The 22,559-nt window shown below is 66.3% G+C and carries 22 protein-coding genes; 15 read left to right on the top strand and 7 right to left on the bottom strand.

Going from position 1 to position 22,559, the window contains the following annotated elements; all coding sequences use genetic code 11:
* Positions 1 to 87 precede the first annotated feature (87 nt).
* A complete protein-coding gene (locus TVB01_RS00225) occupies positions 88 to 666 on the top strand; it encodes a DivIVA domain-containing protein (RefSeq protein ID WP_422453175.1) in 579 nt (192 codons plus the stop codon).
* Between the two features lie 95 nt (positions 667 to 761).
* Here TVB01_RS00225 and TVB01_RS00230 read toward each other — a convergent pair whose 3' ends face one another.
* From TVB01_RS00230 to TVB01_RS00245, 4 genes are read right to left on the bottom strand one after another with little or no spacing between them, the layout of a single operon-like run.
* Positions 762 to 2,249, bottom strand: coding sequence for a cation acetate symporter (locus tag TVB01_RS00230; protein WP_422453177.1), 1,488 nt, complete (start codon positions 2,247 to 2,249; stop codon positions 762 to 764).
* A gap of 6 nt (positions 2,250 to 2,255) precedes the next feature.
* Positions 2,256 to 2,633, bottom strand: coding sequence for a hypothetical protein (locus TVB01_RS00235; protein ID WP_422453178.1), 378 nt, complete (start codon positions 2,631 to 2,633; stop codon positions 2,256 to 2,258).
* Positions 2,630 to 3,352, bottom strand: a complete 723-nt coding sequence (locus TVB01_RS00240; protein WP_422453380.1) for a LytR/AlgR family response regulator transcription factor — start codon at positions 3,350 to 3,352, stop codon at positions 2,630 to 2,632. The genes TVB01_RS00235 and TVB01_RS00240 overlap by 4 nt, the downstream gene beginning before the upstream one ends.
* A 37-nt stretch (positions 3,353 to 3,389) precedes the next feature.
* Positions 3,390 to 4,586, bottom strand: a complete 1,197-nt coding sequence (locus TVB01_RS00245; protein ID WP_227894849.1) for a sensor histidine kinase — start codon at positions 4,584 to 4,586, stop codon at positions 3,390 to 3,392.
* A gap of 224 nt (positions 4,587 to 4,810) precedes the next feature.
* Between TVB01_RS00245 and TVB01_RS00250 the strand changes: the two genes are divergently transcribed.
* Both TVB01_RS00250 and TVB01_RS00255 read left to right on the top strand, forming a co-directional pair.
* On the top strand, positions 4,811 to 5,182 hold the full coding sequence (locus tag TVB01_RS00250; protein ID WP_422453180.1) for a DUF485 domain-containing protein: 372 nt from the start codon (positions 4,811 to 4,813) through the stop codon (positions 5,180 to 5,182).
* A complete protein-coding gene (locus tag TVB01_RS00255; RefSeq protein WP_422453182.1) occupies positions 5,179 to 6,801 on the top strand; it encodes a cation acetate symporter in 1,623 nt (540 codons plus the stop codon). The genes TVB01_RS00250 and TVB01_RS00255 overlap by 4 nt, the downstream gene beginning before the upstream one ends.
* 82 nt (positions 6,802 to 6,883) lie before the next feature.
* On the opposite strand, the gene TVB01_RS00260 is transcribed toward TVB01_RS00255, so the two are convergent.
* Entirely contained in the window at positions 6,884 to 7,363 is a 480-nt protein-coding gene (locus TVB01_RS00260) for an Lrp/AsnC family transcriptional regulator (protein WP_422453184.1), read from the bottom strand.
* A 169-nt stretch (positions 7,364 to 7,532) separates the two neighbouring features.
* Here TVB01_RS00260 and pdhA point away from each other — a divergent pair, with 169 nt between their 5' ends.
* From pdhA to TVB01_RS00275, 3 genes are read left to right on the top strand one after another with little or no spacing between them, the layout of a single operon-like run.
* On the top strand, positions 7,533 to 8,684 hold the full coding sequence (gene pdhA / locus TVB01_RS00265; RefSeq protein WP_422453185.1) for a pyruvate dehydrogenase (acetyl-transferring) E1 component subunit alpha: 1,152 nt from the start codon (positions 7,533 to 7,535) through the stop codon (positions 8,682 to 8,684).
* Positions 8,681 to 9,703, top strand: a complete 1,023-nt coding sequence (locus tag TVB01_RS00270; protein WP_422453187.1) for an alpha-ketoacid dehydrogenase subunit beta — start codon at positions 8,681 to 8,683, stop codon at positions 9,701 to 9,703. Before pdhA ends, TVB01_RS00270 begins: the two co-directional genes overlap by 4 nt.
* Positions 9,700 to 11,067 carry a dihydrolipoamide acetyltransferase family protein gene (locus TVB01_RS00275; RefSeq protein WP_422453188.1) on the top strand — a complete coding sequence of 456 codons (1,368 nt, stop codon included), beginning with the start codon at positions 9,700 to 9,702 and terminating at the stop codon, positions 11,065 to 11,067. The genes TVB01_RS00270 and TVB01_RS00275 overlap by 4 nt, the downstream gene beginning before the upstream one ends.
* A 95-nt stretch (positions 11,068 to 11,162) precedes the next feature.
* Here the strand turns inward: TVB01_RS00275 and TVB01_RS00280 are convergent, their stop codons facing one another.
* Both TVB01_RS00280 and TVB01_RS00285 read right to left on the bottom strand, forming a co-directional pair.
* A complete protein-coding gene (locus TVB01_RS00280; RefSeq protein ID WP_227917344.1) occupies positions 11,163 to 11,630 on the bottom strand; it encodes a GNAT family N-acetyltransferase in 468 nt (155 codons plus the stop codon).
* Between the two features lie 37 nt (positions 11,631 to 11,667).
* On the bottom strand, positions 11,668 to 12,282 hold the full coding sequence (locus TVB01_RS00285; RefSeq protein ID WP_422453190.1) for a TetR/AcrR family transcriptional regulator: 615 nt from the start codon (positions 12,280 to 12,282) through the stop codon (positions 11,668 to 11,670).
* 148 nt (positions 12,283 to 12,430) lie between these two features.
* Here TVB01_RS00285 and TVB01_RS00290 point away from each other — a divergent pair, with 148 nt between their 5' ends.
* From TVB01_RS00290 to TVB01_RS00330, 9 genes are all read left to right on the top strand, one after another.
* Positions 12,431 to 14,035, top strand: coding sequence for a carboxyl transferase domain-containing protein (locus tag TVB01_RS00290; protein WP_422453191.1), 1,605 nt, complete (start codon positions 12,431 to 12,433; stop codon positions 14,033 to 14,035).
* 4 nt (positions 14,036 to 14,039) lie between these two features.
* Positions 14,040 to 16,163 carry a biotin carboxylase N-terminal domain-containing protein gene (locus TVB01_RS00295; RefSeq protein ID WP_422453192.1) on the top strand — a complete coding sequence of 708 codons (2,124 nt, stop codon included), beginning with the start codon at positions 14,040 to 14,042 and terminating at the stop codon, positions 16,161 to 16,163.
* On the top strand, positions 16,150 to 17,313 hold the full coding sequence (locus TVB01_RS00300) for an acyl-CoA dehydrogenase family protein (RefSeq protein ID WP_422453194.1): 1,164 nt from the start codon (positions 16,150 to 16,152) through the stop codon (positions 17,311 to 17,313). Before TVB01_RS00295 ends, TVB01_RS00300 begins: the two co-directional genes overlap by 14 nt.
* 45 nt (positions 17,314 to 17,358) lie before the next feature.
* Positions 17,359 to 18,147 carry a CoA transferase subunit A gene (locus tag TVB01_RS00305; RefSeq protein ID WP_422453196.1) on the top strand — a complete coding sequence of 263 codons (789 nt, stop codon included), beginning with the start codon at positions 17,359 to 17,361 and terminating at the stop codon, positions 18,145 to 18,147.
* On the top strand, positions 18,147 to 18,788 hold the full coding sequence (locus TVB01_RS00310) for a CoA transferase subunit B (protein WP_422453197.1): 642 nt from the start codon (positions 18,147 to 18,149) through the stop codon (positions 18,786 to 18,788). The genes TVB01_RS00305 and TVB01_RS00310 overlap by 1 nt, the downstream gene beginning before the upstream one ends.
* On the top strand, positions 18,778 to 19,305 hold the full coding sequence (locus TVB01_RS00315; protein ID WP_422453199.1) for a MaoC family dehydratase: 528 nt from the start codon (positions 18,778 to 18,780) through the stop codon (positions 19,303 to 19,305). Before TVB01_RS00310 ends, TVB01_RS00315 begins: the two co-directional genes overlap by 11 nt.
* Positions 19,306 to 19,533: 228 nt before the next feature.
* Complete coding sequence (locus TVB01_RS00320; RefSeq protein WP_422453200.1) at positions 19,534 to 20,574, top strand: class I SAM-dependent methyltransferase; 1,041 nt, start codon at positions 19,534 to 19,536, stop codon at positions 20,572 to 20,574.
* Between the two features lie 42 nt (positions 20,575 to 20,616).
* A complete protein-coding gene (locus TVB01_RS00325) occupies positions 20,617 to 20,910 on the top strand; it encodes a hypothetical protein (protein WP_422453201.1) in 294 nt (97 codons plus the stop codon).
* 122 nt (positions 20,911 to 21,032) lie between these two features.
* A complete protein-coding gene (locus TVB01_RS00330) occupies positions 21,033 to 22,523 on the top strand; it encodes an ABC transporter substrate-binding protein (RefSeq protein ID WP_422453203.1) in 1,491 nt (496 codons plus the stop codon).
* Positions 22,524 to 22,559: the final 36 nt, after the last annotated feature.

Below are 22,559 nucleotides of genomic sequence, written 5' to 3' on the forward strand. Positions count from 1 at the left end.
TCCAGGCACTGCCTCCACGTAAGATATTTCCGACGGTCCCGCATCCCGCGGCGGAATGAAGACTTGACACCAAAGGATGAGTTGAACATGAACGATGTGAGGCAGGCCAGTGCCCCCTTTGAGCGTGTGGGCCGCAGGGAGTACGGCTACAACGTCCGCCAGGTCGACGAATTCCTGACCAAGGCCCGCAATTACTACAATGCCGAGACACCGGGAGCCAAGGTCATTACCAGCCGCCACGTCCGTTCCATGGCCTTCGATCCCGCCAAGGGAGGCTACGAGGCCCAGGCTGTCGACGCCGCATTGGACCGGCTTGAAGATGTCTTCGCCCAGCGTGAGCGCGACCGCCTCATCCAGGAAAAGGGCGAGGAGGCGTGGCTGATCCAGATCGGCCGGACCTCAGCAGTGCTGCGTGCCCGCCTGCACCGCAAGCCCGGGGAGCGGTTCCGCCGTCCGTCCAAGAAGCGGGCCCCCAGCTACAACGTGCGCGACGTCGATGCCCTCTGCAACGAACTGCTCGGCTACTTTGAACATGACAAGCCGCTGAGCGTGGACGTGGTGCGCCGCGCCGTGTTCCGCGAGGCCAAGGGCGAGGCAGGTTATGAGGAGACGCAGGTGGATGCGTTCCTGGACCGCGTCGTCGAACTCATGGCTGCGATCGACTAGGGGTCTTTTCCTCCCGAATTCGAGATAGCAGAAACTGCTCGTTTCAGCCCTGAAACCAGCAGTTTCTGCTATCTCGAATTGTGTCCGGGGGAGGATCAGCGGCGGAAGATGCGCTCGGGGGTGTGGATCCTCGCCAGGAACCGTGAGGTTCCACCGGGCACCGAGCCCGCAGTCCGCACCGAGACGCCGACCATCACGGCGAACGCGGCCGGTACGGTCCACGCCGCCGGCTGCTCCAACCACACGGGCGCAGCCGTCCCCGAGACGGAGAACAGGCCGCCTGCAACAATCGCCCCGCCGCAGAGCAGGGCTCCGGTGATCATTCCGGCAACAGCGCCGGGGGCGGTGAGGCGGCGCCACCAGATTCCCAGCAGCAGCAGGGGACACAGGGTCGACGCGGTGAACGCAAACACCATCCCCACGCTGCCGGCCAGCGCCTGCGTGTTGGTCAGCAGCGCGAGCCCCAGCGGGACCGCGGCCGCCAGCAGGGTAGCGGCCCGGAAGCCGCTGATGCTTCCGCGGAAGAATTCCTGGCTGATCACTCCGGCAAGGGACACAATCAGTCCGCTGCTCGTGGAGAGGAACGCCGCGAAGGCTCCCGCTGTCACGAAAGCCGCGAGCAGGTCGCCCAGGGCACCGTCAAAGATCCGGGCCGGGAGCAGCAGCACGGTCGCATCGGCCGAGCCCTCCGAGGCGAGTTCAGGCAGATAGGTCCGGCCAAGGATCCCGTAGATCGTGGGAAAGAGGTAAAAGACCGACAGCAGTCCCAGCACGATCAGGGTGGTCCGGCGGGCCGAAACGCCGTCGGGGTTGGTGTAGAACCGGACCAGCACATGCGGGAGGCCCAGCGTCCCGCACAGCAGCGCAATGCTCAGCGAAATGTTCCGGTACACCGAATCGGCCATCTCCGTGCCGGTGCCGGTGTCAAAAGCGGTGCCGTCCCCGGTCCAGGAGACGCCGTCGGCTCCAAGCCGGAACAGGATGAACAGCACCGGCACCGCCAGGGCCACGAGCTTCAGCCAGTACTGGAAGGCCTGCACGAAGGTGATGGAGCGCATCCCGCCGCTCAGCACGCTGAGGCAGACAATCACCACGACGGCGACGGAACCGGCCCATCCCGGCAGCCCGGTGGTCAGCCCGACGGTCAGGGCGGCTCCGTGCAGCTGGGGGACGATGTACAGCCAGCCCACTGCCACGACCAGCAGGCTGGTGACGCGGCGGACCGCCACAGAATCCAGCCTGGCCCGGGCGAAGTCAGGCACGGTGTAGGCACCTGAGCGGCGCAGCGGCGCGGCAACGAACAGCAGCAGCATCAGGTATCCGGCGGTATAGCCGATGGGGAACCAGAGCGCGTCCGCGCCGGAAACCAGCACCAGGCCGGCGACACCCAGGAAGCTGGCGGCGGAGAGGTACTCCCCGCCGATGGCCGAGGCGTTCCACCAGGGTTTGACCGTCCGGGACGCCACGTAGAAGTCCCCGGTGGTGCGGGAAATGCGGAGTCCGTAGGCGCCGATCAGCAGCGTCGCTGCCGTCACCGCAGCGAGGGCGGCATAACCGACGCCGGGACTTACCTCCCAGCTCACGCAGCCCTAGCCTTCATCGAGCAGGTCCTGGAAACGTTTTTCGTTCCGGTTGGCGCTTCGGACATACAAGGCGCCGCTGACGATCACGAGGGGATAGACGCCCAGGCCCAGCAGCAGCCACGGGACAGGGATGCCGAATACCTCGACGGCGTTCAGCTGGGGGACGGCTGCCAGCAGCAGGGGCACGCCCACCATGATCAGGCCGAAACCGCCGGCAACCACCAGCGCCAGCCGCAGCTGGGAACGGATCAGGGACGACAGGAATACCTCGCCGACCTCGGACTGCTCATCGAGTTCCCGGGCCACCGGGAAAACGGCCGGAGCCGCGCCCGGGGCACGCGGAGCCGTGACCCGTACCCGCTCCGGAAGGTTCGCGCTGTTCATGCAGACGGCCTGACCCTGCCGGAGGCCAGGGTGCTGCGGACGGTGGGCAGGTGCCGCCGGCTCACCGGCAGTTCTTCGGAACCGATCCGGATGCTCGCCCGCCCGGCGGACATCCTGACCTGGCGGATCTGGTGCCGGGCCACCAAATAGGAGCGGTGGATGCGCAGGAACCCGGCGTCAGCCCACTGGGTCTCCAGCTCGGCCAGGGGAATCCGCACCAGGTAGCTGGCATCGGCTGTGTGCAGGCGCGCGTAGTCACCCTGGGCCTGCACATAGCGGATGTCCTCTCGCCGGATCATCCGTGTGGTGGCGCCCTGCACTACGGTGACGACGTCGCCGTCGTCGGCTTCCGTCCCGGCCAGCGTCTCGCAGATGCGCCGCACCGACTCGGTGAGCCGCTCCGGACGGACCGGCTTCAGGAGATAATCCAGGGCGGCGAGATCGAAGGCGTCCAGGGCGTGGTCTTCGTCGGCGGTGACAAAGACGACGGCGGGCGGCCGCTCCTTGCGGGACAGCGCCCGTGCGATGTCCAGCCCGGACAGGGCAGGCATGTGGATATCCAGGAAGACGGCGTCGATGTCGGCGGTCTCAATCGCGTGCAGTGCCTGGGCTCCGCTGGAGGCCCGGTGCACCGTGCCGATGCGGGCGTCCCGGCCCAGCAGGAAGGCCAGCTCTTCTACGGCCGGCGCTTCGTCGTCGGCCACCACCACGTTCAGCAGCTTTGCGGATTTCGGCATGGAAGACAGACTACTTCGTTCAGGTCCGGTGTTCGGGCTGCGACTTGGGGATTCTCATGGTGATGAGGGTTCCGGCCCCAACGGCTGTGTCGATCACCAGGCCGTGTGCGTCGCCGTACAGCTGGCGCAGGCGGACGTCGACGTTCCGCAGGCCCACGTGGTCACCGTCGGCGTGCCCGGCCAGCAGGGTGCGCAGCTTCTGCGGATCCATGCCCACGCCGTTGTCCTCGACGGTTATTTCGGCCATCGCGCCGGCGTCGCGCGCGGAGATGGTGATGTGGCCGTCGCTTTCCAGGGCTTCCAGCCCGTGCCGAACTGAGTTCTCCACCAGCGGCTGCAGGGAGAGGAACGGAATGACAGTGCCCAGGACCTCGGGGCTGATCTGCAGGGAAACCTTCAGCCGGTCGCCGAAGCGGGCCCGTTCGAGCAGCAGGTAGCGGTCGATCGACGTCAGTTCCTCGGCGAGGGTGGTGAAATCCCCGTGCCGCCGGAAGGAGTACCGGGTGAAATCAGCAAACTCGACCACCAGTTCCCGGGCGCGCGCCGGGTCGGTGTTGATGTAGGAAGCAATCGCGTTGAGCGAGTTGTAAATGAAGTGCGGGCTGATCTGTGCGCGCAGGGCCTTCACCTCCGCCTCCATGAGCAGGGCGCGGGAAGTGTCCAGTTCGGCCAGTTCCACCTGCGCAGCCACCCAGTCGGCTACGTCATTCGTGGCCCGGATCAGTCCGGCGCTGATCGTCGGGGCGAAGATCCCCAGGGTTCCGGCAGCGGCACCGTTGACCCGCAGCGGGCAGATCAGCAGCTGGCCGCCGTCGTCCAGCCCCAGGGCGCGCAGCGCCGGGCCGCGGAAGACTTTCGTGCGGCCGCTGTCCTGCACAGAGCGGGCCGCGAGCAGCACGCGCTCACGGCGCTGGGGCGTATCCGCCAGCGATCCCTCCCAGGCCAGGACGGCAGCGGTGTCGGTCATGAGCAGTGTTTCGCAGCGCAGCAGCCCGCGCAGGTGCCGGCTGGCCCGCGATGCCCCGGCCGGAGTGAGCCCGGACCTCAGGTGGCGGGAGGCGAGTGACGCTGTGTGCAGCGTCGCATATGCGGCTCGTTCGGCGTCGGACCCCAGGTCGCGCTGGGAACGGCTCAAGCGGTACCCCAAAGCCGCCACGGCGGCGAGCGTCAGCACGGCAATGGCGCAGACCAGGGCGACGTCGACGGCTGCAGGCATGCCCACCAGACTACCCACTCCGGGGGTGCGCCGGAGGACCCCGGCATGCCGTTGGGCGCACGGATCGCTCCGTTCACCGACGCAGGTGCGGCGAAAGTGGCCCCAGGGACCCGCAGCTTGGAAAAGTGATGCCCATCACAACCGGCGCGTTGGTGTCCGGGATCCCCGATGGATTCCAGGCTGCGATGCCGTACCGCCGTACGTGCCCTACCCAAGGAGGAGAGATGGCTGAATCCCAGCCACAATCACACCCCGGAAGCGCGGCACCAGTCGACTTCCGGGAAGTCCAGCGGTCACCGCAGTTCCAGGAACTGCGCAAGCGCCAGCGCAGCTTCATTTTCCCCATGGCCGTAGTGTTCCTGGTCTGGTACTTCGCCTACGTCCTGCTGGCCGACTATGCGCATGACTTTATGTCCACCCCGGTCATTGGCAACATCAACATCGGTCTGATCCTCGGGTTGCTGCAGTTCGTCAGTACCTTCGGCATCACCATGTGGTACGTCAGCTATGCCAACCGCCGCCTTGATCCGATCGCCTCCGACCTGCGCGGCGAGCTGGAAGCCAAGGGCGTTTCCCTTCCGGAGGACACCAAATGAGCACCCTCTACATCCCCGCTGTCGTCACCGCTGACGCCGTCCGGGAAACCGGCTGGCTGAACATGCTGATCTTCGGCCTGTTCGTTGCCGTCACCCTGGTGGTGGTGCTGCGCGCCAGCCGCAACAACAAGACCGCTGCGGACTACTATGCAGCCGGCCGCTCCTTCACCGGACCGCAGAACGGCACCGCAATAGCCGGCGACTACCTCTCGGCCGCGTCTTTCCTGGGCATCGTCGGAGCCATCGCCATCAACGGCTACGACGGCTTCCTGTACTCCATTGGCTTCCTGGTGGCGTGGCTCGTAGCCCTGCTGCTGGTTGCTGAAATGCTCCGGAATACCGGCAAGTTCACCATGGCGGACGTGCTTTCCTTCCGCCTGAAGCAGCGTCCGGTGCGCATTGCTGCGGCCACGACCACGCTGGCTGTCTGCTTCTTCTACCTCCTGGCCCAAATGGCCGGTGCCGGTGGACTGGTGGCCCTGCTCATGGGCATCGATACCAAGCTTGGCCAGTCCCTGGTCATCACGGTCGTCGGCGGCCTCATGATCATCTACGTACTCGTAGGCGGCATGAAGGGCACCACCTGGGTGCAGATCATCAAGGCCTGCCTCCTGATCGCCGGAGCCGGCATCATGACCATCTGGGTCCTTGCGATCAACGGCTTCAACCTTTCCGAGCTGCTCGGTTCCGCCGTCGAGATGTCCGGCAACGCCGCGATCCTTGATCCGGGACTGCAGTACGGCAAGTCCGAAACCTCCAAGCTGGACTTCATCTCGCTGGGCCTGGCCCTGGTGCTTGGCACCGCGGCCCTGCCCCACGTGCTGATGCGCTTCTACACGGTTCCCACCGCCAAGGAAGCCCGCCGCTCGGTGGTCTGGGCCATTTGGCTGATCGGCCTGTTCTACCTGTTCACCCTGGTGCTCGGCTACGGTGCAGCAGCCCTGATCGAACGCGAAACCATCCTTTCGGCTCCCGGCGGCGTGAACTCGGCGGCACCGATGCTGGCCTTCGCACTCGGCGGACCGGTGCTGCTGGGCGTCATCGCAGCCGTCGCGTTCGCCACGATCCTGGCCGTGGTGGCCGGCCTGACCATCACCGCAGCCGCGTCCTTCGCCCACGATATCTACGCGAACGTGGTCCGCAAGGGCAAGGTCGATGCCGACGGCGAAGTGAAGGTCGCCCGCCGCACCGTTGTGGTGATCGGCGTCGTCTCCATCCTGGGCGGCATCGGCGCCCAGGGGCAGAACGTGGCGTTCCTCGTCGCCCTTGCCTTCGCCGTGGCTGCCAGCGCCAACCTGCCTACGATCATCTACTCGCTCTACTGGCGCCGCTTCAACACCCGCGGTGCTGTCTGGAGCATGTACGGCGGCCTCGGATCGGCGATCGTGCTGATCATCTTCTCGCCGGTGGTCTCCGGAGCGGAAACCTCGATGATCACCGGAATGGATTTCTCGATCTTCCCGCTGAACAACCCGGGCCTGGTCTCCATCCCGCTGGCCTTCTTCCTGGGCTGGCTGGGAACGGTCACCAGCAAGGATAACGAGTCGCCCGAGAAGCAGGCGGAAATGGAAGTCCGCTCGCTCACCGGCGTCGGCGCTGAAAAGGCTGTCGACCACTAGTCTCGGCCGCACGGAAAAGGTGCCCTCCCGGTCCTTCCGGGAGGGCACCTTTTTGTGTGCCGGTGAACCTGTTCGGCGCCGGCTATTCGGCGCCGGCTGCCGGACCGCGGTCAAGCAGCGGTGCCACCCGGTAGGGGATCAGTTCACCCATGGCGAGGGTGGTGTCAGAGCGTTCGACGCCGGGCACGGCAAGAATCGCCTTGTTCACCCGGAACAGGTCCTCGGCATCCAGGGCCACGATCCGCAGCAGGATGTCCGCGGCTCCGGTGAGTCCATGGGCCTCCACCACCTCGGGGATGTCGGACAGGTCGGCAGTGATATCTGACAGGCGCTGCTGCTGGACGTGCACGTGCACGAACGCCATCAGCGGATATCCCAGGGCCACGGGGTTGATGCGACGTTCAAAGGAAAGGAACGCGCCCTTCTTTTCCATCCGCGAGAGCCTGGCCTGGACGGTGTTCCGCGAGATGCCCAGGCGCGACGCGAGCGCGACGACGGTGCGCCGCGGGTCGGTTGCCATGGCCCGCAGGACCCGGAAATCGGTAATGTCCAGAATCTGCATAGTGCGCAACGGTAGCACGGTGAAAATCCCGTTGGCAGGGCAGGATGCGCAGTTTGCAGACGCGTGGTTGTGCCACCTGCGCGGTGTGAGTAGGGTCACATCTATCCGGGCAACGGCGCCCGGGCATCAGGTTCGGACCCCGCCACCCCAGGGGCCCCAACACGGAAGGATGCGTATCAAAGTGTCCCTGCATATCCCGGTAGACCATCCCGAAAACACCGGGACGGAACCCCGCAACCCGTACGTCCAGCTCATCCGCCCTGACGGAACGCGCGTACCGGATGAGCTCTACGACCACTGGGTCGACGACGTTGACGCCGAAGTCCTGCGCGGACTGTACCGGGACATGGTCCTGGTGCGGCGGATCGATACGGAAGCGACGTCGCTGCAGCGGCAGGGCGAATTGGGGCTCTGGCCTCCGCTGCTGGGCCAGGAAGCCGCCCAGGTCGGTTCCGCCCGGGCGCTGCGCAGCTCCGACTTTGTCTTCAGCAGCTACCGCGAGAATGCGGTGGCCTACTGCCGCGGCGTCGGGCACGCCGACCTCATGCGCGTCTGGCGAGGCAACGCGGCCGGTGGCTGGGACCCGTATTCCGTCAACATGGCACCCACCCAGGTGATCATTGGCGCCCAGGCCCTGCACGCCGCCGGTTACGCGATGGGCATCGCCCAGGACGGCATGGACGATGCCGCGATCAGCTACTTCGGTGACGGCGCCACGAGCCAGGGAGACGTCAACGAGGCCATGGTCTTTGCGGCCAGCTTCCAGGCTCCGGTGATCTTCTTCTGCCAGAACAACCAGTGGGCCATCTCCGAGCCCGTAGGCCTGCAGGCACAGATTCCCGTCTCCAACCGTGCGCCCGGCTTCGGTATCCCGGCCATCCGGGTGGACGGCAACGACGTCCTGGCCACTCTCGCCGCTACCCGGGTAGCACTGGACCGGGCGCGCAGCGGGGGAGGGCCCACCTTCATCGAGGCCGTCACTTACCGGATGGGTCCGCACACCACCGCCGACGACCCAACGCGCTACCGGGACCAGGCCGAAGTGCTCGAATGGCAGGAAAGAGATCCCATCAGCAGGCTCTCCGCCTACCTGCGCGGACAGGGAAAATTCGACGACGCCTTCGATGCCTCAGTGGAAGAAGACGCCAACGCGCTCGCCGCCGAACTCCGGGCGGCCTGCCTGGGCCTGCCGGACCCGGGCCCCGACGAGGTGTTCGCCCACGTCTACGCCGAACCTAACAGCTGGCTGGACCGCCAAGAGCAGCATTACCGCCAGTACCGCTCGATGATGGAGCCTGCCGCGGAAGGCGGAACACGATGAGCAGCATGGGTTTTGGCCGCGCGATTACCTCGGGCCTCCACGACGCCATGGCCGAGGATCCGAAGGTGCTTCTCATGGGTGAGGACATCGGCAAGCTCGGCGGGGTCTTCCGCATCACCGACGGACTGCAGGCGGAGTTCGGCCCCAGGCGGGTGATGGACACGCCGCTGGCAGAATCCGGGATCATGGGGACCGCCGTCGGGCTGGCGTTCCGGGGATACCGCCCCGTAGTGGAGATTCAGTTCGACGGATTCATTTATCCGGCCTTCGACCAGATCGTTTCGCAGGTTGCCAAGATGCATTACCGCACGCGGGGTGCCGTCAAACTGCCGCTGACCATACGGGTTCCCTTCGGCGGCGGCATCGGGTCTCCGGAGCACCACTCGGAGTCCCCGGAGGCCTACTTCACCCACACCTCCGGCCTGCGGGTGGTCAGCGTTTCCAACCCCCAGGATGCGTACACGATGATCCGCCAGGCCATCGCCAGCGATGACCCGGTGCTCTACTTCGAGCCCAAGCGCCGGTACCACACCAAGGGTGAGGTCAGCCGGACCCTGGACGGTGCCCTGCCGATGGGCGCTGCACTGGTGGCCGCGACGGGGAGTGACGTGACCCTGGTGACCTACGGTCCCCTGGTGATGACGGCCCTGGACGCCGCCGTCGCAGCGTCCGACGAAGGCATCTCCGTTGAGGTGATCGACCTGCGCTCACTGTCACCGGTGGATTACGACGCCGTCGAAGCCTCCGTGCGGAAAACCGGCCGGCTGGTCATCACCCATGAGGCAGCGCAATCCGGCGGACTCGGAGCAGAGATCGCCGCGAGCATCACCGAGCGCTGCTTCGACTTTCTGGAGCATGCACCCGTTCGCGTTACCGGATTCGACATCCCCTATCCGCCGGCCCGGCTGGAGAAGCACCACCTGCCGGACCTGGACCGGATCCTGGACGGAGTGGACCGGGTCATGCGCCGCCCGAACTCGCAGGACCGCCCCCGCGCGCTGGCAGGGGTGCAGGCATGATCCGCGAATTCCGGCTTCCGGACCTCGGGGAAGGCCTGACTGAGTCCGAGATCCTCTCCTGGCGTGTTGCCGAAGGGCAGTCCGTCACCCTGAACCAGGTCATCGCCGAGGTGGAGACAGCGAAGGCTGTCGTCGAACTTCCGTCGCCCTTTGAAGGCGTGGTGGCCAGGCTGCACGAATCCGTTGGAACGGTGGTGGAGGTCGGTTCCCCGATCATTAGCTTTGACGTTGCGGATCCGGACGGGACGTCCGTGACGGCAGGGGCAGCGCCGGCGGAGGACGCCCCGCGCAGGCAGCCCACCTTGGTTGGCTACGGCGCGGAACCGGACAAGGCGGGCCGCCCGGCGCGCAGGCCGCGTCCGGGCCTGGCCGCTCATCCAGCCCAAACGCTCCCCATACCCCCGGTCCAGGTAACCGTGCCCGTTCCGCCTGCCGGGGTTCCGGCCGGCAGTGCCGAGGTGCTGTCCGAGCGGCCGCGCTCCACACCGCCGGTACGCAAGCTCGCCCGGGACCTGGGCATCGACCTGGCGGGCATCTCCGGCAGCGGACCGGAAGGGCGGATCCTGCGTGCCGACGTGGAAGCAGCAGCCGGCTCGACGGATGACCGCGAAATGCATGCCAGTGCCCAGCCAGTAGTTGCAGATGCGCCGCACCTGGGCCAGGGCCGTGAGGAACGGGTGCCGATCGCAGGTATTCGGAAACACACGGCGGCGGCCATGGTTGCCAGTGCGTTTACTGCGCCGCACGCCACAGTCTTCCTCACGGTGGATGTCACGCCATCGATGACCCTGCTGGAAAAGCTGAGGGCACGCAAGGAGTACGACGGCGTTCGGCTCACCCCGCTGGTTTTGGCTGCCAAGGCAGTCTGCCTGGCGCTGCGCCGCCACCCGGGGTTGAACGCCCGCTGGGATGAGGCTGCACGGGAGATCATCCGGTACCGGTACGTGAACCTCGGCATTGCGGCGGCCACTCCCAGGGGACTCATGGTGCCCAATATCAAGGACGCCCAGGACCTGGGACTACGGGAACTGGCCCTGGCTATCTCGGACCTCGCACGGACGGCACGGGAAGGACGCACCCCGCCGGCCGCGCTTGCCGGTGGAACCGTGTCCATCTCCAACGTGGGCGTCTTTGGCGTAGATGCCGGGACCCCAATCCTCAATCCCGGCGAGGCAGTGATCCTGGCCCTCGGCGCAGTGCGGAACCAGCCCTGGGAGTACGAGGGCGGGATTGCGCTCCGGCAAGTGACAACGCTGAGCCTCTCCTTCGATCACCGCTTGGTGGACGGAGCGGAAGGTGCAGCATTCCTCCGGGACATCGGGGACGTACTCGCCGAACCGGCGATGGTCCTGGCGATGGACTAAGTCTGGCCGGACACCGGAGACGCTTAAGCAGAAAGGCCCCCTTTCACGACGGAATACCGCGTGGAAGGAGGCCTTTCGAAGCCTGTGCCTCGGTGCTACGCCAGTTCGAGTTCCAGTTCGCGCACCACAGCGCCCCGGGCATTGGCGAAGCTCTGTGCTTCGCCGATGACCTTGAAGCCATAGCGTTCCAGGATGCGGATGGAGCTGACGTTGTCCGCCACGGCGCGTGCACGGATGGGACGCTCCGGGAACTCCTCCAGGAACAGGCCGACCGCCGCCGTCGTAATTCCCTGTCCCCAGCGGGAACGGTCGATCCAGTAGCTGATCTCCGGGACGTCGCCCTCGCGGTAGGCGAGGATCGAGCCCACTACCTCCCCGTCAGCCACAATGGTGCGCACGGTGATACCGGTGTCACTGAGGATTTGCTGCCAGTGGAGGTCAAAGACGCCACGGTCGGACGGATTCTTGGCGGCAAAGGCAGCCATATGGTTGGCGCCCGGGTCCAGCTGGTGGCTGAAGAACTCATCCAGGTCCGCTGGTACTACGGCACGAAGCTCAATCACGGCAGGTCTTTCTGCTCGGGGTGTTTGCTCCAGCCTACTAGGCATTCAGCGCTGCCCATGCCATGCGCTCCAGCAGATCACGGAGGCGAACGGTCTCACGCGCCGTGGTTTTGCTGGTCAGCGTGTGGGAGGTGGAGTTGATCAGCCCGAAGACAGCCTGCGCCCGGTGGCGCAGCAGCGGCAGTCCCGAATCCGGGTGCAGGGCGGAGATTGCATCTACCCAGACCTCCACGTATTGGCGCTGGAGGGACCGGACCGTGCGCTCGTCGTCTTCGGGCAGGCTGGCCAGGTCACGGTCCTGGACGCGGATCACGTTGGACTGCCGCAGGGCGAAGTCCACCTGGAACTCAATCAGGCCGGTGAGCGCTTCCTCCGCCGTGCTGGATTCGGCGACGACGGCGATTCCGCCCTCGAGCAGGTCCTTGCTGACCCCGACCAGAAGGGCCGAGAGAACAGCAGCCTTGCCGCTGAAGTGCCGGTATACCGCCGGTCCGCTCACTCCGGCAGCGGCGCCAAGCTCCTCAATGGAAACACCGTTGTACCCGCGTTCAGCGAACAAGGCCGCTGCGGCGTCGAGCATGGCGGCGCGGCGGGACGCCTTGGCCGCACTGCGCCCCGTAGTGGCGTGCGGTGTACTTTTCGTGACTTCCATGCCTGCCTTTCCCGGTCCTGAACGTGGGCAACGTCTTCCATTGTGGTGGACAGGTCAGTTAATAGCCACTAACCTGATTCGGGTTAGCGGGCATTAACCGGCGCCGGTCGCGGCGCAGGTCCCGTTCCACCCCAATCTAAGGAAGTCGATGGAGACCCTTACCACCGGACTGGACACCGGGTCAGCGGCCTATGCGGCCAATGAATCCGCCCAGCGCCTCCTCGCCCAGGAGCTGCACAAGCGCCTGGACCTGGCGGCGCAGGGTGGCCCGGAGCGCTCCCGTGAACGCCACACGGCCCGCGGCAAGCTGCTTCCGCGTGAACGGGTGGAGAAGCTTCTCGACGACGGCAGCCCCTTCCTGGAGATCGCTCCGCTCGCTGCCACCGGGATGTACGGGGACGAATGCCCCGCGGCCGGGGTGATCGCCGGCATCGGCCTGATCCACGGGCGGCAGGTCATGGTGATCTCCAACGATGCGACGGTCAAAGGCGGCACCTATTACCCCCTAACCGTGAAGAAGCACCTCCGCGCACAGGAGATCGCCCTGGAGAACCGCCTGCCCTGCATTTACCTGGTGGATTCCGGCGGCGCGTTCCTGCCCCTGCAGGATGAGGTTTTCCCCGACCGGGAGCACTTCGGCCGGATCTTCTTCAACCAGGCGAAGATGTCCGCGGCCAAGATCCCGCAGATTGCTGCCGTCCTGGGCTCCTGCACCGCGGGCGGAGCCTATGTGCCGGCCATGAGCGATGAGACGGTGATCGTGCGCAACCAGGGCACGATCTTCCTCGGCGGCCCGCCGCTGGTGAAAGCCGCGATCGGTGAAGTGGTGACCGCGGAGGAACTTGGCGGCGGGGAACTGCACTCGCGCACCTCCGGAGTGACCGACCACCTGGCCGAGAACGACGAGCACGCGCTGGAAATCGTCCGGGACATCGCCGAGACCTTCCCCGACCCGGTCCCGGCGTGGACGCCCGTGGCCGCCGTCGAACCGGCCGTCGATCCCGAAGAACTCTACGGCGCCGTTCCCACGGACCTCCAGACCCCCTATGACGTCCGCGAGATCATCGCCCGCATCACCGACGGCAGCTCCTTCCACGAGTTCAAGAAGGAGTTCGGCACCACCCTGGTCACCGGATTCGCCCGCCTGCACGGACACCGGGTCGGGATCATCGCCAACAACGGCGTGCTGTTCAGCGAATCGGCGCAGAAGGGCGCCCACTTCATCGAACTGTGCGACCAGCGCGGCATACCGCTGGTCTTCCTGCAGAACATCTCCGGGTTCATGGTCGGCCGTGACTACGAGGCGGGCGGAATCGCGAAGCACGGAGCCAAGATGGTCACCGCCGTCGCCACGGCGCGGGTTCCGAAACTGACGGTGGTGGTGGGCGGCTCCTTTGGTGCCGGCAACTACTCCATGTGCGGACGTGCCTATTCGCCGAGATTCCTGTGGATGTGGCCTGCGGCCCGGATCTCCGTGATGGGCGGCAACCAGGCGGCGTCGGTATTGGCCACCGTACGCCGTGACGGGCTGGAGGCCCGCGGAGAGCAATGGAGCTCCGAGGAAGAGGAAGCCTTCCGGGAACCGATCCGCCAGGACTACGAGGCACAGGGCAGTCCCTACTACTCCACCGCCCGCCTGTGGGATGACGGCATCATCGACCCCCGCGACACCCGCAGGGTCCTGGGCCTGGCGCTGGACGTATGTGCCAACGCTCCGCTGCCCGAAACCTCCTTCGGCCTTTTCCGGATGTGACGACATGACTTTTGACACCGTATTGGTTGCCAACCGGGGCGAAATCGCCTGCCGGGTGATCCGCACCGTGAAACGCATGGGACTTCGCACCGTCGCGGTGTACAGCGAGGACGACGCCGGTGCCCGGCACGTGCGCGAAGCCGACTGCGCCATCCGCCTGGGCCCCGCGGATCCACGGCACAGCTACCTGGACGCGGAGGCAGTGCTCGCCGCGTGCCTGGCCAGCGGGGCCGGAGCCGTCCACCCCGGCTACGGGTTCCTGAGCGAGAACGCTTCCTTCGCACGTCTGCTGCAGGACAACGGGATCGCCTTCATCGGCCCCGGGGTCAAGGCCCTGGAACTCATGGGGGACAAGATCCGGTCCAAGAACCACGTCTCCGGCTACGGGGTTCCGGTGATCCCGGGTCTCGCGGAGCCCGGACTCAGCGACGCGGAACTGCTGGCCGCCGCAGACTCCGTCGGCTATCCGCTGCTGATCAAACCATCGGCAGGCGGCGGCGGAAAAGGCATGCAGGCCGTGGCCCAGCCCGGCGACCTGCCCGCCGCCCTTGCCTCCGCCCGGCGGGTGGCGGCGTCGGCCTTCGGGGATGACACGCTGTTCCTGGAGCGTCTGATCCAGGCGCCGCGCCACATCGAAGTCCAGGTGCTGGCCGATACGCACGGGAACGTCATTCACCTGGGCGAGCGCGAGTGCTCGCTGCAGCGCCGGCACCAGAAGGTCATTGAAGAGGCGCCCTCGGTCCTGCTGGACGCCGCCACCCGGGAACGTATCGGCGAAGCGGCCTGCGAGGCGGCGCGCTCGGTGGATTACACCGGCGCCGGAACAGTGGAGTTCCTGGTCTCGGGCCAGGCGCCGGATGAGTTCTTCTTCATGGAAATGAACACCCGGCTGCAGGTGGAGCATCCGGTCACCGAGATGGTGACCGGGATTGACCTGGTCGAATGGCAGGTCCGGATTGCCGCCGGGGAGGTCCTGGATCTCTCCCAGCAGGAGGTGCAGCTGACCGGCCACGCCGTGGAAGCACGGGTCTACGCCGAAGACCCGGCGCAGGGCTTTCTTCCCACCGCCGGAACCGTGGAGCTTCTGGCAGAAGCCCGGGGGGAGGGAACCCGCACCGATTCCGGGCTGGTGCAGGGCCAGCGGGTCTCCTCCAGCTATGACCCGATGCTTGCCAAGGTCATCGCGTGGGGGCCCGACCGGCAGAGTGCTCTGGCCCGGCTGGATGCAGCGCTCGCGGACACGGTGATCCTGGGTATCGGAACCAACATTGAATACCTCCGCCTGCTGCTCGCCGACCCCGACGTGCAGGCAGGGGACCTGGACACCACCCTGATCGAACGGCGCCTGCCCGGACTGCAGTTCCGAAGTGCGGACGACGTTGAACTCGCCGCAGCCGGGCTGCTGCGGCTGGCAGCGCTGCAGGAAACGGGGCAGCCGTCTCCGCGGGCCGATTCGGCGTCTGAAGGGTCGCCCTGGCACCGGGCCGACGGATGGCGGCTTGGCGGGACACGTCCGCTGAGCGTCGCCGTCACTGCCGGCGGGGCCGCACACACCGTGGAAGTCACGGGTACGCCCCGGTCCGCCCAGGTGCGGATCGACGCCGGGGCGCCGCGCACCGCGTCGCTGGAGATTGGACCGGACGCCGCGGCGGGGAAGGCGCGGCTGGCGCTGGACGGCGTCGTTTATCCCCTGCGCTTTGCCCACACACCGGGAAGCCCGGAAACCGGCGCCGAGCTGTGGACCTCCCGCGGGGGATACACTGCGGTCCTGGGCCTGCCTGACCGGAGACAGCGGCTGCGGGCCCGGATGGCAGCGTCCGGACGCGCCGAGGGCGCTGTGGACCCGGTGCTCCGCTCGCCGATGCCGGGAACCGTCGTCACCGTCGCGGTCCAGGACGGAGATGCCGTCGAGGCCGGACAGGTACTGCTCGGCGTCGAAGCGATGAAGATGGAACACCAGCTCACCGCCCCCCTTGCCGGGACGGTGTCGATCTCGCTGCGCACCGGAGACCTCGTGAAGGCAGGCCAGGCCCTGGCCTCCATCACGCCGGCTGAGGCAGCCCGGAACGGCAGCGATCCTGCCACCCCCGCACCGCCAACCGAAGGAGCAGGCCATGCCCGGATTTGAACTGAGTGAAGAGCACCAGGTGCTCTCCGATACCGTGCGGGAGTTCGCCGACGAAGTCGTCGCGCCCGTCTCTGCCCGGCACGACGAGGAACACAGTTTCCCGTACAAGGTCGTCGCGCAGATGGGCGAGATGGGCCTCTTTGGGCTGCCGTTCCCGGAGGAGTACGGAGGCATGGGCGGAGACTACTTCGCCCTGGCACTGGCCCTGGAGCAGCTGGCCCGCGTGGACCAGTCCGTGGCCATCACCCTGGAGGCCGGCGTCTCGCTGGGAGCAATGCCGATCTACCGTTTCGGAACCGAAGAGCAGAAGCAGCGGTGGTTGCCGGCCCTGGCCGAGGGCTCCGCGCTCGCAGGCTTTGGACTGACCGAACGCGAGGCGGGATCCGACGCCGGAGGCACCAGGACCAGCGCGCGGCTCGACGGCGGGGAGTGGGTCATCAACGGCAGCAAGGAGTTCATCACCAACTCCGGCACCGACATCACGTCCCTGGTGACTGTCACGGCCGTCACCGGCGTCTCGGAGAACCCCGACGGCTCGGTGCGCAAGCACATCTCCACCATCATGGTTCCCTCCGGCACCCCCGGGTTCACCGTGGAAAAGGCCTACAACAAGGTGGGCTGGAACGCCTCCGACACCCATCCGCTGACCCTGGACAACGTCCGGGTGCCCCGGGAGAACCTGCTGGGCTCCGAAGGCCGCGGTTTCGCCAACTTCCTGCAGATCCTGGACGAGGGACGGATCGCGATCGCCGCCCTGGCTACCGGCGCCGCACAGGGCTGTGTGGACGAGGCGCTGCGCTACGCCTCCGAGCGGCAGGCCTTCGGCACCAGCATCGGCAGCAACCAGTCCATTGCCTTCAAGATCGCCCGCATGCAGACCCGGGCCCACACCGCCCGGCTGGCCTATTACGACGCCGCGGCACGGATGCTCGCGGGCAAACCGTTCAAGACGCAGGCCGCCATGGCCAAGCTCGTGGCCGGGGAAGCTGCCATGGACAACGCCAGGGATGCGACCCAGGTCTTTGGCGGCTACGGTTTCATCAACGAGTTCCCGGTGGCACGGCATTACCGTGACTCGAAGATCCTCGAGATTGGTGAAGGTACCTCTGAGGTTCAGCTCATGCTTATTGCCCGCGAACTGGGGCTTTGAGCACGTAACCGGTTGGTCAACGGCGATTAACGAACGGACGGCTCCATGATTGACAAGACAGTAGCCACGGCGGCGGAGGCCGTGGCAGATATCCCCAGCGGCGCTTCCCTGGCCGTGGGCGGGTTCGGACTCTGCGGAATCCCCGCAGCCCTGATCGACGCGCTGCACGCCCAGGGCGCGGAAGACCTGGAAACAGTCTCCAACAACTGCGGGGTGGACGACTGGGGGCTGGGACTGCTCCTTGCCGACCACCGGATCCGCCGCACGGTGAGTTCCTATGTGGGGGAGAACAAGGAGTTCGCCCGGCAGTTCCTCGCCGGTGAACTCGAGGTGGTCCTCACCCCGCAGGGGACCCTGGCCGAGAAGCTCCGCGCCGGTGGAGCCGGCATCCCCGCCTTCTACACTTCTGCCGGCGTCGGGACCCAGGTCAGCGACGGAGGCCTGCCGCAGAAGTACGACGCCGAGGGCGGCGTGGCGCAGGCATCGGAGCCGAAGGAGGTCCGCTGCTTCGGCGGCAGGGACTACGTCCTGGAGGAATCCCTGACCCCCGACTTTGCCCTCGTGCACGCCTGGAAGGGCGACCGCCACGGAAACCTCGTCTTCCACGCCTCCGCCATGAATTTCAATCCGCTCTGCGCGATGGCCGGAAAGATCACCATCGCCGAGGTCGAGGAACTGGTGGAACCCGGGGAGATCGATCCTGCCGAGGTCCACGTGCCGGGCATCTTCGTCCAGCGCGTCGTGCTGGCCGGTCCGGGTGAAAAACGAATCGAGAAGCGCACGGTGGCCGCAGCGAAAAAGCCGCAGACCGCAGGCGCAGGGGAGGAGAAGTAATGGCTCTGACACGCGATGAGCTCGCGGCCCGGGTGGCGCAGGAGCTCGAAAACGGGCAGTACGTGAACCTGGGCATCGGCATGCCCACCCTCATTCCTAACTTCATCCCCGAGGGGGTAGAGGTGGTGCTGCACTCCGAGAACGGCATTCTCGGCGTGGGGCCCTATCCCGACGAAGCTGCGCTGGATCCGGACCTGATCAACGCAGGCAAGGAAACCGTGACGGTAAACCGCGGTGCTGCCTACTTCGACTCCGCAGCTTCCTTCGGCATGATCCGCGGCGGGCATGTGGACGTCGCCGTGCTCGGAGCGATGGAAGTTGCAGCCAACGGGGACCTGGCGAACTGGATGATTCCCGGCAAGATGGTCAAGGGCATGGGCGGCGCCATGGACCTGGTCTTCGGCGCCAAGCGGGTGATCGTCATGATGGAGCACATGGACCGCAGCGGTGCGCCCAAGATCGTCCAGGAGTGCTCCCTGCCGCTCACCGGCCGGGGCTGCGTGAACCTGATTGTCACCGACCTCGCAGTGATCGAGGTGGGACCGGAGTCCCTGGTGCTGCGTGAGACCGCCCCGGGAGTCAGCGTGGACGAGGTTGTGGCGGCCACCGGCGCTCCGCTGGAGGTGGCCCTTGGCGTCTGATGCCGGCAGCCGGGGCGGGACTGGCGCCGGGACTGCACGCGTCGTCGTGCAACGCGGCCTCTTTTTCGAGGAACTGGAACCCGGGACGGTCTACGACCACCGGCCCGGGCGGACGCTGACCGAGGCGGACAACGTCCTGTTCAGCACCTTGACCATGAACCCGCAGGCACTCCACCTGGACGCCGCTTACAGTGCTGAGCAGCCGTTCGGCCAGCGGTTGGTGAATTCCATGCTGACGCTGGCCGTCATGGTCGGACAATCCGTGGGCCAGGTCACGCAGGGAACCCTCGTTGCCCAACTGGGCCTGACCGACGTCGCCTTTCCCCATCCGCTCTTCCACGGCGACACCCTGTACTCGCAGACCCGGGTAGCGGGCAAGCGCCTCTCCGGGTCCCGGCCCGGACAGGGAATCGTCACGCTGGAGCACACTGGCCGCAACCAGGACGGCACCGTGGTAGCCACTTTCACCCGGACCGCTCTGATGTGGACCGGGGACGGATACGCGGTACGCCGGTAACTCCGGGTAACCGGCTGCGAACCCGCTGGCCGGCGGCGATAACTTAGACAAAGGACGACATATTGCGGAGGGTCCGGCCCCTCCGCGAAACGAAACCGCACGCTGTGAAAACTCCTTGTTACGACGAGGTAAATTAACGCCGCTTCCGTCAGTTCTCTCCAAATGTGGGTATTAGATTCCTACATAACGAGAATGTTGGCAGAGAGGCAGTGCGCAGTGCAGATTCCCTTGACACAGGCATCCCGGGCCGGGCTTGAGTTCCTGGGCGCAACCCAGTCCTACGCAGGCGGCGTCCTGCAGACCCGCGCGGCGTCGGAATACCGCGCGGCCGAACCACAGCCCCCGGTGGCCATCCTGGAGCGCAAAGCCTCGGTGGAACACCACCTCGCCGACAGCGCAGCGTGGGCCTTCGACCGTTTCCTCACCCGCTGGGTAGCGGAGGAAGCATATGTGCGGGCGCTGCCCGCGGCCGAAGCTGCCCGGGACCACATCATCAGCTGGGTCGGATCCAGGGAACCCGCCGGCTCGCTGACCCTCAATCCTCAGTTCGAAGCTCCCGAATACTGGGAGAACGGTTTCCACCTGGCCCCTGGAGGATGGGACGGCCATGAGCTCATGGGTCCAGCCATCCACGAACTCGTCTTCGGCTACATCCTGCGGCCCGGCGGGGTCGGTGCCGTGCGCCACGACGAGAACCTCAACGACCAGCGCCACGTCAGTGCACGCTGCGCGCCCCGCGAGAGCTACGAACGGATCATCGAACTCGGTGCCGGCACGGGACGTTTTACCGCGGCGCTGTCCCGGACGTATCCGGAAGCCAAAATCACCGCGGTCGAGCTGTCCGCCAGTTCACTGAAGTACGCGCATGCCCTGGCCTCCGAGGCCGGCACAGCCGTCGACTGGTACCAGGCACCGGCTGAGGACACCCGTTTGGAGGGCGGCACGGCAGACCTCGTCACCGCCTACACGCTGATGCACGAAGTCCCCACCGAATCCAACCAGGAGATCCTGCACGAGGCCTTCCGGCTGCTGGCTCCGGGCGGAGACCTCATGATCTGCGAGGTGGCCCCCTACGAAGAGCACGACGCATTCCGGGCCGTCATCCTCGACTGGGAAACAGAAAACCGCGGAGAGCCCTACTGGCGGGACGCCCTGACGATGGACCTGCCCGGCATGCTGCGGACCGCCGGGTTCACGGATACCCGGTCCTTTGGTGCCAGCGAACGCAAGTACCCCTGGATCACCCTGGCCAGCAAGCCGCTGGACTGACCCCAACTCCCCACTTTCCGACTTCAGCAAAGGACAACAAACATGGCCGGTGGAGATGTCCCCAACCGCCCGACCTACCTGGGCGACAACCGCCTCGACGACGTCGCCCGGATGGTCTTCGAACTCACCAGCGAACTCTGGATCCTCAAGGACCGGGTGCTCGTTCTGGAAGACCAGCTGGAGCGGTCCGGCGCCCTGGTCCCCGGAGCTGTTGACGGCGCTGTTCCGGAGGGGCCTCTCGCCGGGAGGCTCACGGCTGAACGCCGTCGCCTGGCTTCCCGGGTCTACGGCTCGGTCCTGAGCTCCGATGAACGTGTCAGCGCTGCCTTGACGTAACGGCCCCCGGCGCCGGCCTTCCAGAGGCGCCCGCCTTGTACTTTGTCACCCTGCCCTACCCGATCCTGCCCAGAAACCGTCCGTGGGCTACATGCGGACCTCCCCAGCGAGAGAGAAGTACCATGAAAACACCCCGGTCCCGCCGCCTTTTTGCCGGCGCCGCCTTCAGCCTTGCCGGTGCCCTGACCCTGGGAGCCTGCGGCAGTTCCGCCGGTTCCAGCGGGGAAGCCGCCGACTCAATCTCCGTCGGTTCGATCGTCAGCACCAACGCCATCAACCCGCTGATGTCCTATTACGGCACCTGGCTGCTGGCCGCCTACGAACCGCTGGTAACGGTTGATCCGTCCACAGGCGAGGGCAAGGCCCTTCTGGCGGAGAGCTGGGAACTCGCGGAAGATGAACTCACCTGGACCTTCACACTGCGCGAGGACGTCACGTTTCACGACGGCAGTGCGTTCACCGCCGAAGACGTAGTTTTCTCACTCGAAACCATCAAGGAAAAGGGTTACCAGCCGGCCACGTACCTCTCCCAGGTCGCCTCCGTAACCGCGCTTGGCGACTATGAGGTCCAAATCGTCACGACCGAACCCACTCCGCTGCTGCTCTCGCAGCTGAGCCTGGCTTACATTGCGCCGTCGGATGCCTGGACGGAAGAAGGCTTCAACACTTCCGGCGCCGGGACCGGGCCTTACGAAATCACCGCGTTCGACGCCGGACAGAGCGTCACGCTCACCGCCAACGAGGACTACTGGGGCCAGGCGCCGGCCACCCCGAACCTCACGCTCCGCACGTTCTCAGACCAGACCTCCCTGCAGTCCGCCTTCGAAGCCGGGGAAGTGGACATCGCCCACCAGCTTGGTCCGAACTCCATCCAGGTCCTCGGCGGCAACTACGACGTCTCCACGGAATGGGGCGGGAGCCTGAACTTCTTCCAGTTCAACGCGGACAAGGGTGCCTTCGCCAACCCGGAACTGCGCCGGGCCGCGAACCTGGCGATAGACGCCGAAGCGCTGACCGCTTCCATGACAGCCGGGGCAGGCGAGATTGAAGACGGCCAGCTCGCCCTCGAAGGCGTCACCGGATACTCGCCGGACCTCAAGCGCCCTGCCTTCAACCTGGAGGAAGCGAAGAAAATCGTGGAGGCCGAAGGGGCCGTGGGCACGGAGATCACCATCACCGGACAGTCCAGCCAGAACAAGAACCTCTACGAAGCCATGGGCCAGATGCTTGAGGCGGCCGGCTTCAAGGTCCATTTGAACCTCGTTGAAATCGCGGAGTGGGTGGTCCAGGCACGCGGCACCACGGACGCCGACATCCTCTACCGCGGGCTGTCCTTCAACGGCATCTACGACATCGACCGGGGCTTTACCACCATCTCGCGCATGAACTCGTCTGAGGAATGGAAGGCGCTCTACGACCCGACCCGCACCGAAATGGACAAGCAAGTGCGCGAAGAGCTGCTGATCGAAGCCAGCGAATACGTCAACGAGCAGAACCTGGCGCTGTGGACGTTCGCAGCTCCCGCGGTAGGTGCCGTCCAGGAAGGCGTGGAGGGCGTGGACTTCTCCACCGGACTCTCGCTTCATCTGGCAGACGTCACCAAGACCAACTGACACTCCGCCCGTATCTCCCTCAGAAAAATCCAGCAC

Source organism: Arthrobacter sp. 7Tela_A1 (assembly GCF_049311065.1).
Lineage (GTDB): Bacteria > Actinomycetota > Actinomycetes > Actinomycetales > Micrococcaceae > Arthrobacter_B.

Bases quoted from the DNA above. Each gene is read 5' to 3' on its own strand.
- TVB01_RS00310 (WP_422453197.1), top strand. From the start codon at position 18,147: ATGGCTCTGACACGCGATGAGCTCGCGGCCCGGGTGGCGCAGGAGCTC.
- TVB01_RS00300 (WP_422453194.1), top strand. From the start codon at position 16,150: ATGCCCGGATTTGAACTGAGTGAAGAGCACCAGGTGCTCTCCGATACC.
- TVB01_RS00305 (WP_422453196.1), top strand. From the start codon at position 17,359: ATGATTGACAAGACAGTAGCCACGGCGGCGGAGGCCGTGGCAGATATC.
- TVB01_RS00245 (WP_227894849.1), bottom strand. From the start codon at position 4,586: ATGCCTGCAGCCGTCGACGTCGCCCTGGTCTGCGCCATTGCCGTGCTG.
- TVB01_RS00270 (WP_422453187.1), top strand. From the start codon at position 8,681: ATGAGCAGCATGGGTTTTGGCCGCGCGATTACCTCGGGCCTCCACGAC.
- TVB01_RS00290 (WP_422453191.1), top strand. From the start codon at position 12,431: ATGGAGACCCTTACCACCGGACTGGACACCGGGTCAGCGGCCTATGCG.
- TVB01_RS00235 (WP_422453178.1), bottom strand. From the start codon at position 2,633: ATGAACAGCGCGAACCTTCCGGAGCGGGTACGGGTCACGGCTCCGCGT.
- TVB01_RS00275 (WP_422453188.1), top strand. From the start codon at position 9,700: ATGATCCGCGAATTCCGGCTTCCGGACCTCGGGGAAGGCCTGACTGAG.
- TVB01_RS00330 (WP_422453203.1), top strand. From the start codon at position 21,033: ATGAAAACACCCCGGTCCCGCCGCCTTTTTGCCGGCGCCGCCTTCAGC.
- TVB01_RS00225 (WP_422453175.1), top strand. From the start codon at position 88: ATGAACGATGTGAGGCAGGCCAGTGCCCCCTTTGAGCGTGTGGGCCGC.
- TVB01_RS00260 (WP_422453184.1), bottom strand. From the start codon at position 7,363: ATGCAGATTCTGGACATTACCGATTTCCGGGTCCTGCGGGCCATGGCA.
- TVB01_RS00325 (WP_422453201.1), top strand. From the start codon at position 20,617: ATGGCCGGTGGAGATGTCCCCAACCGCCCGACCTACCTGGGCGACAAC.
- TVB01_RS00295 (WP_422453192.1), top strand. From the start codon at position 14,040: ATGACTTTTGACACCGTATTGGTTGCCAACCGGGGCGAAATCGCCTGC.
- pdhA (WP_422453185.1), top strand. From the start codon at position 7,533: ATGCGTATCAAAGTGTCCCTGCATATCCCGGTAGACCATCCCGAAAAC.
- TVB01_RS00255 (WP_422453182.1), top strand. From the start codon at position 5,179: ATGAGCACCCTCTACATCCCCGCTGTCGTCACCGCTGACGCCGTCCGG.
- TVB01_RS00250 (WP_422453180.1), top strand. From the start codon at position 4,811: ATGGCTGAATCCCAGCCACAATCACACCCCGGAAGCGCGGCACCAGTC.
- TVB01_RS00285 (WP_422453190.1), bottom strand. From the start codon at position 12,282: ATGGAAGTCACGAAAAGTACACCGCACGCCACTACGGGGCGCAGTGCG.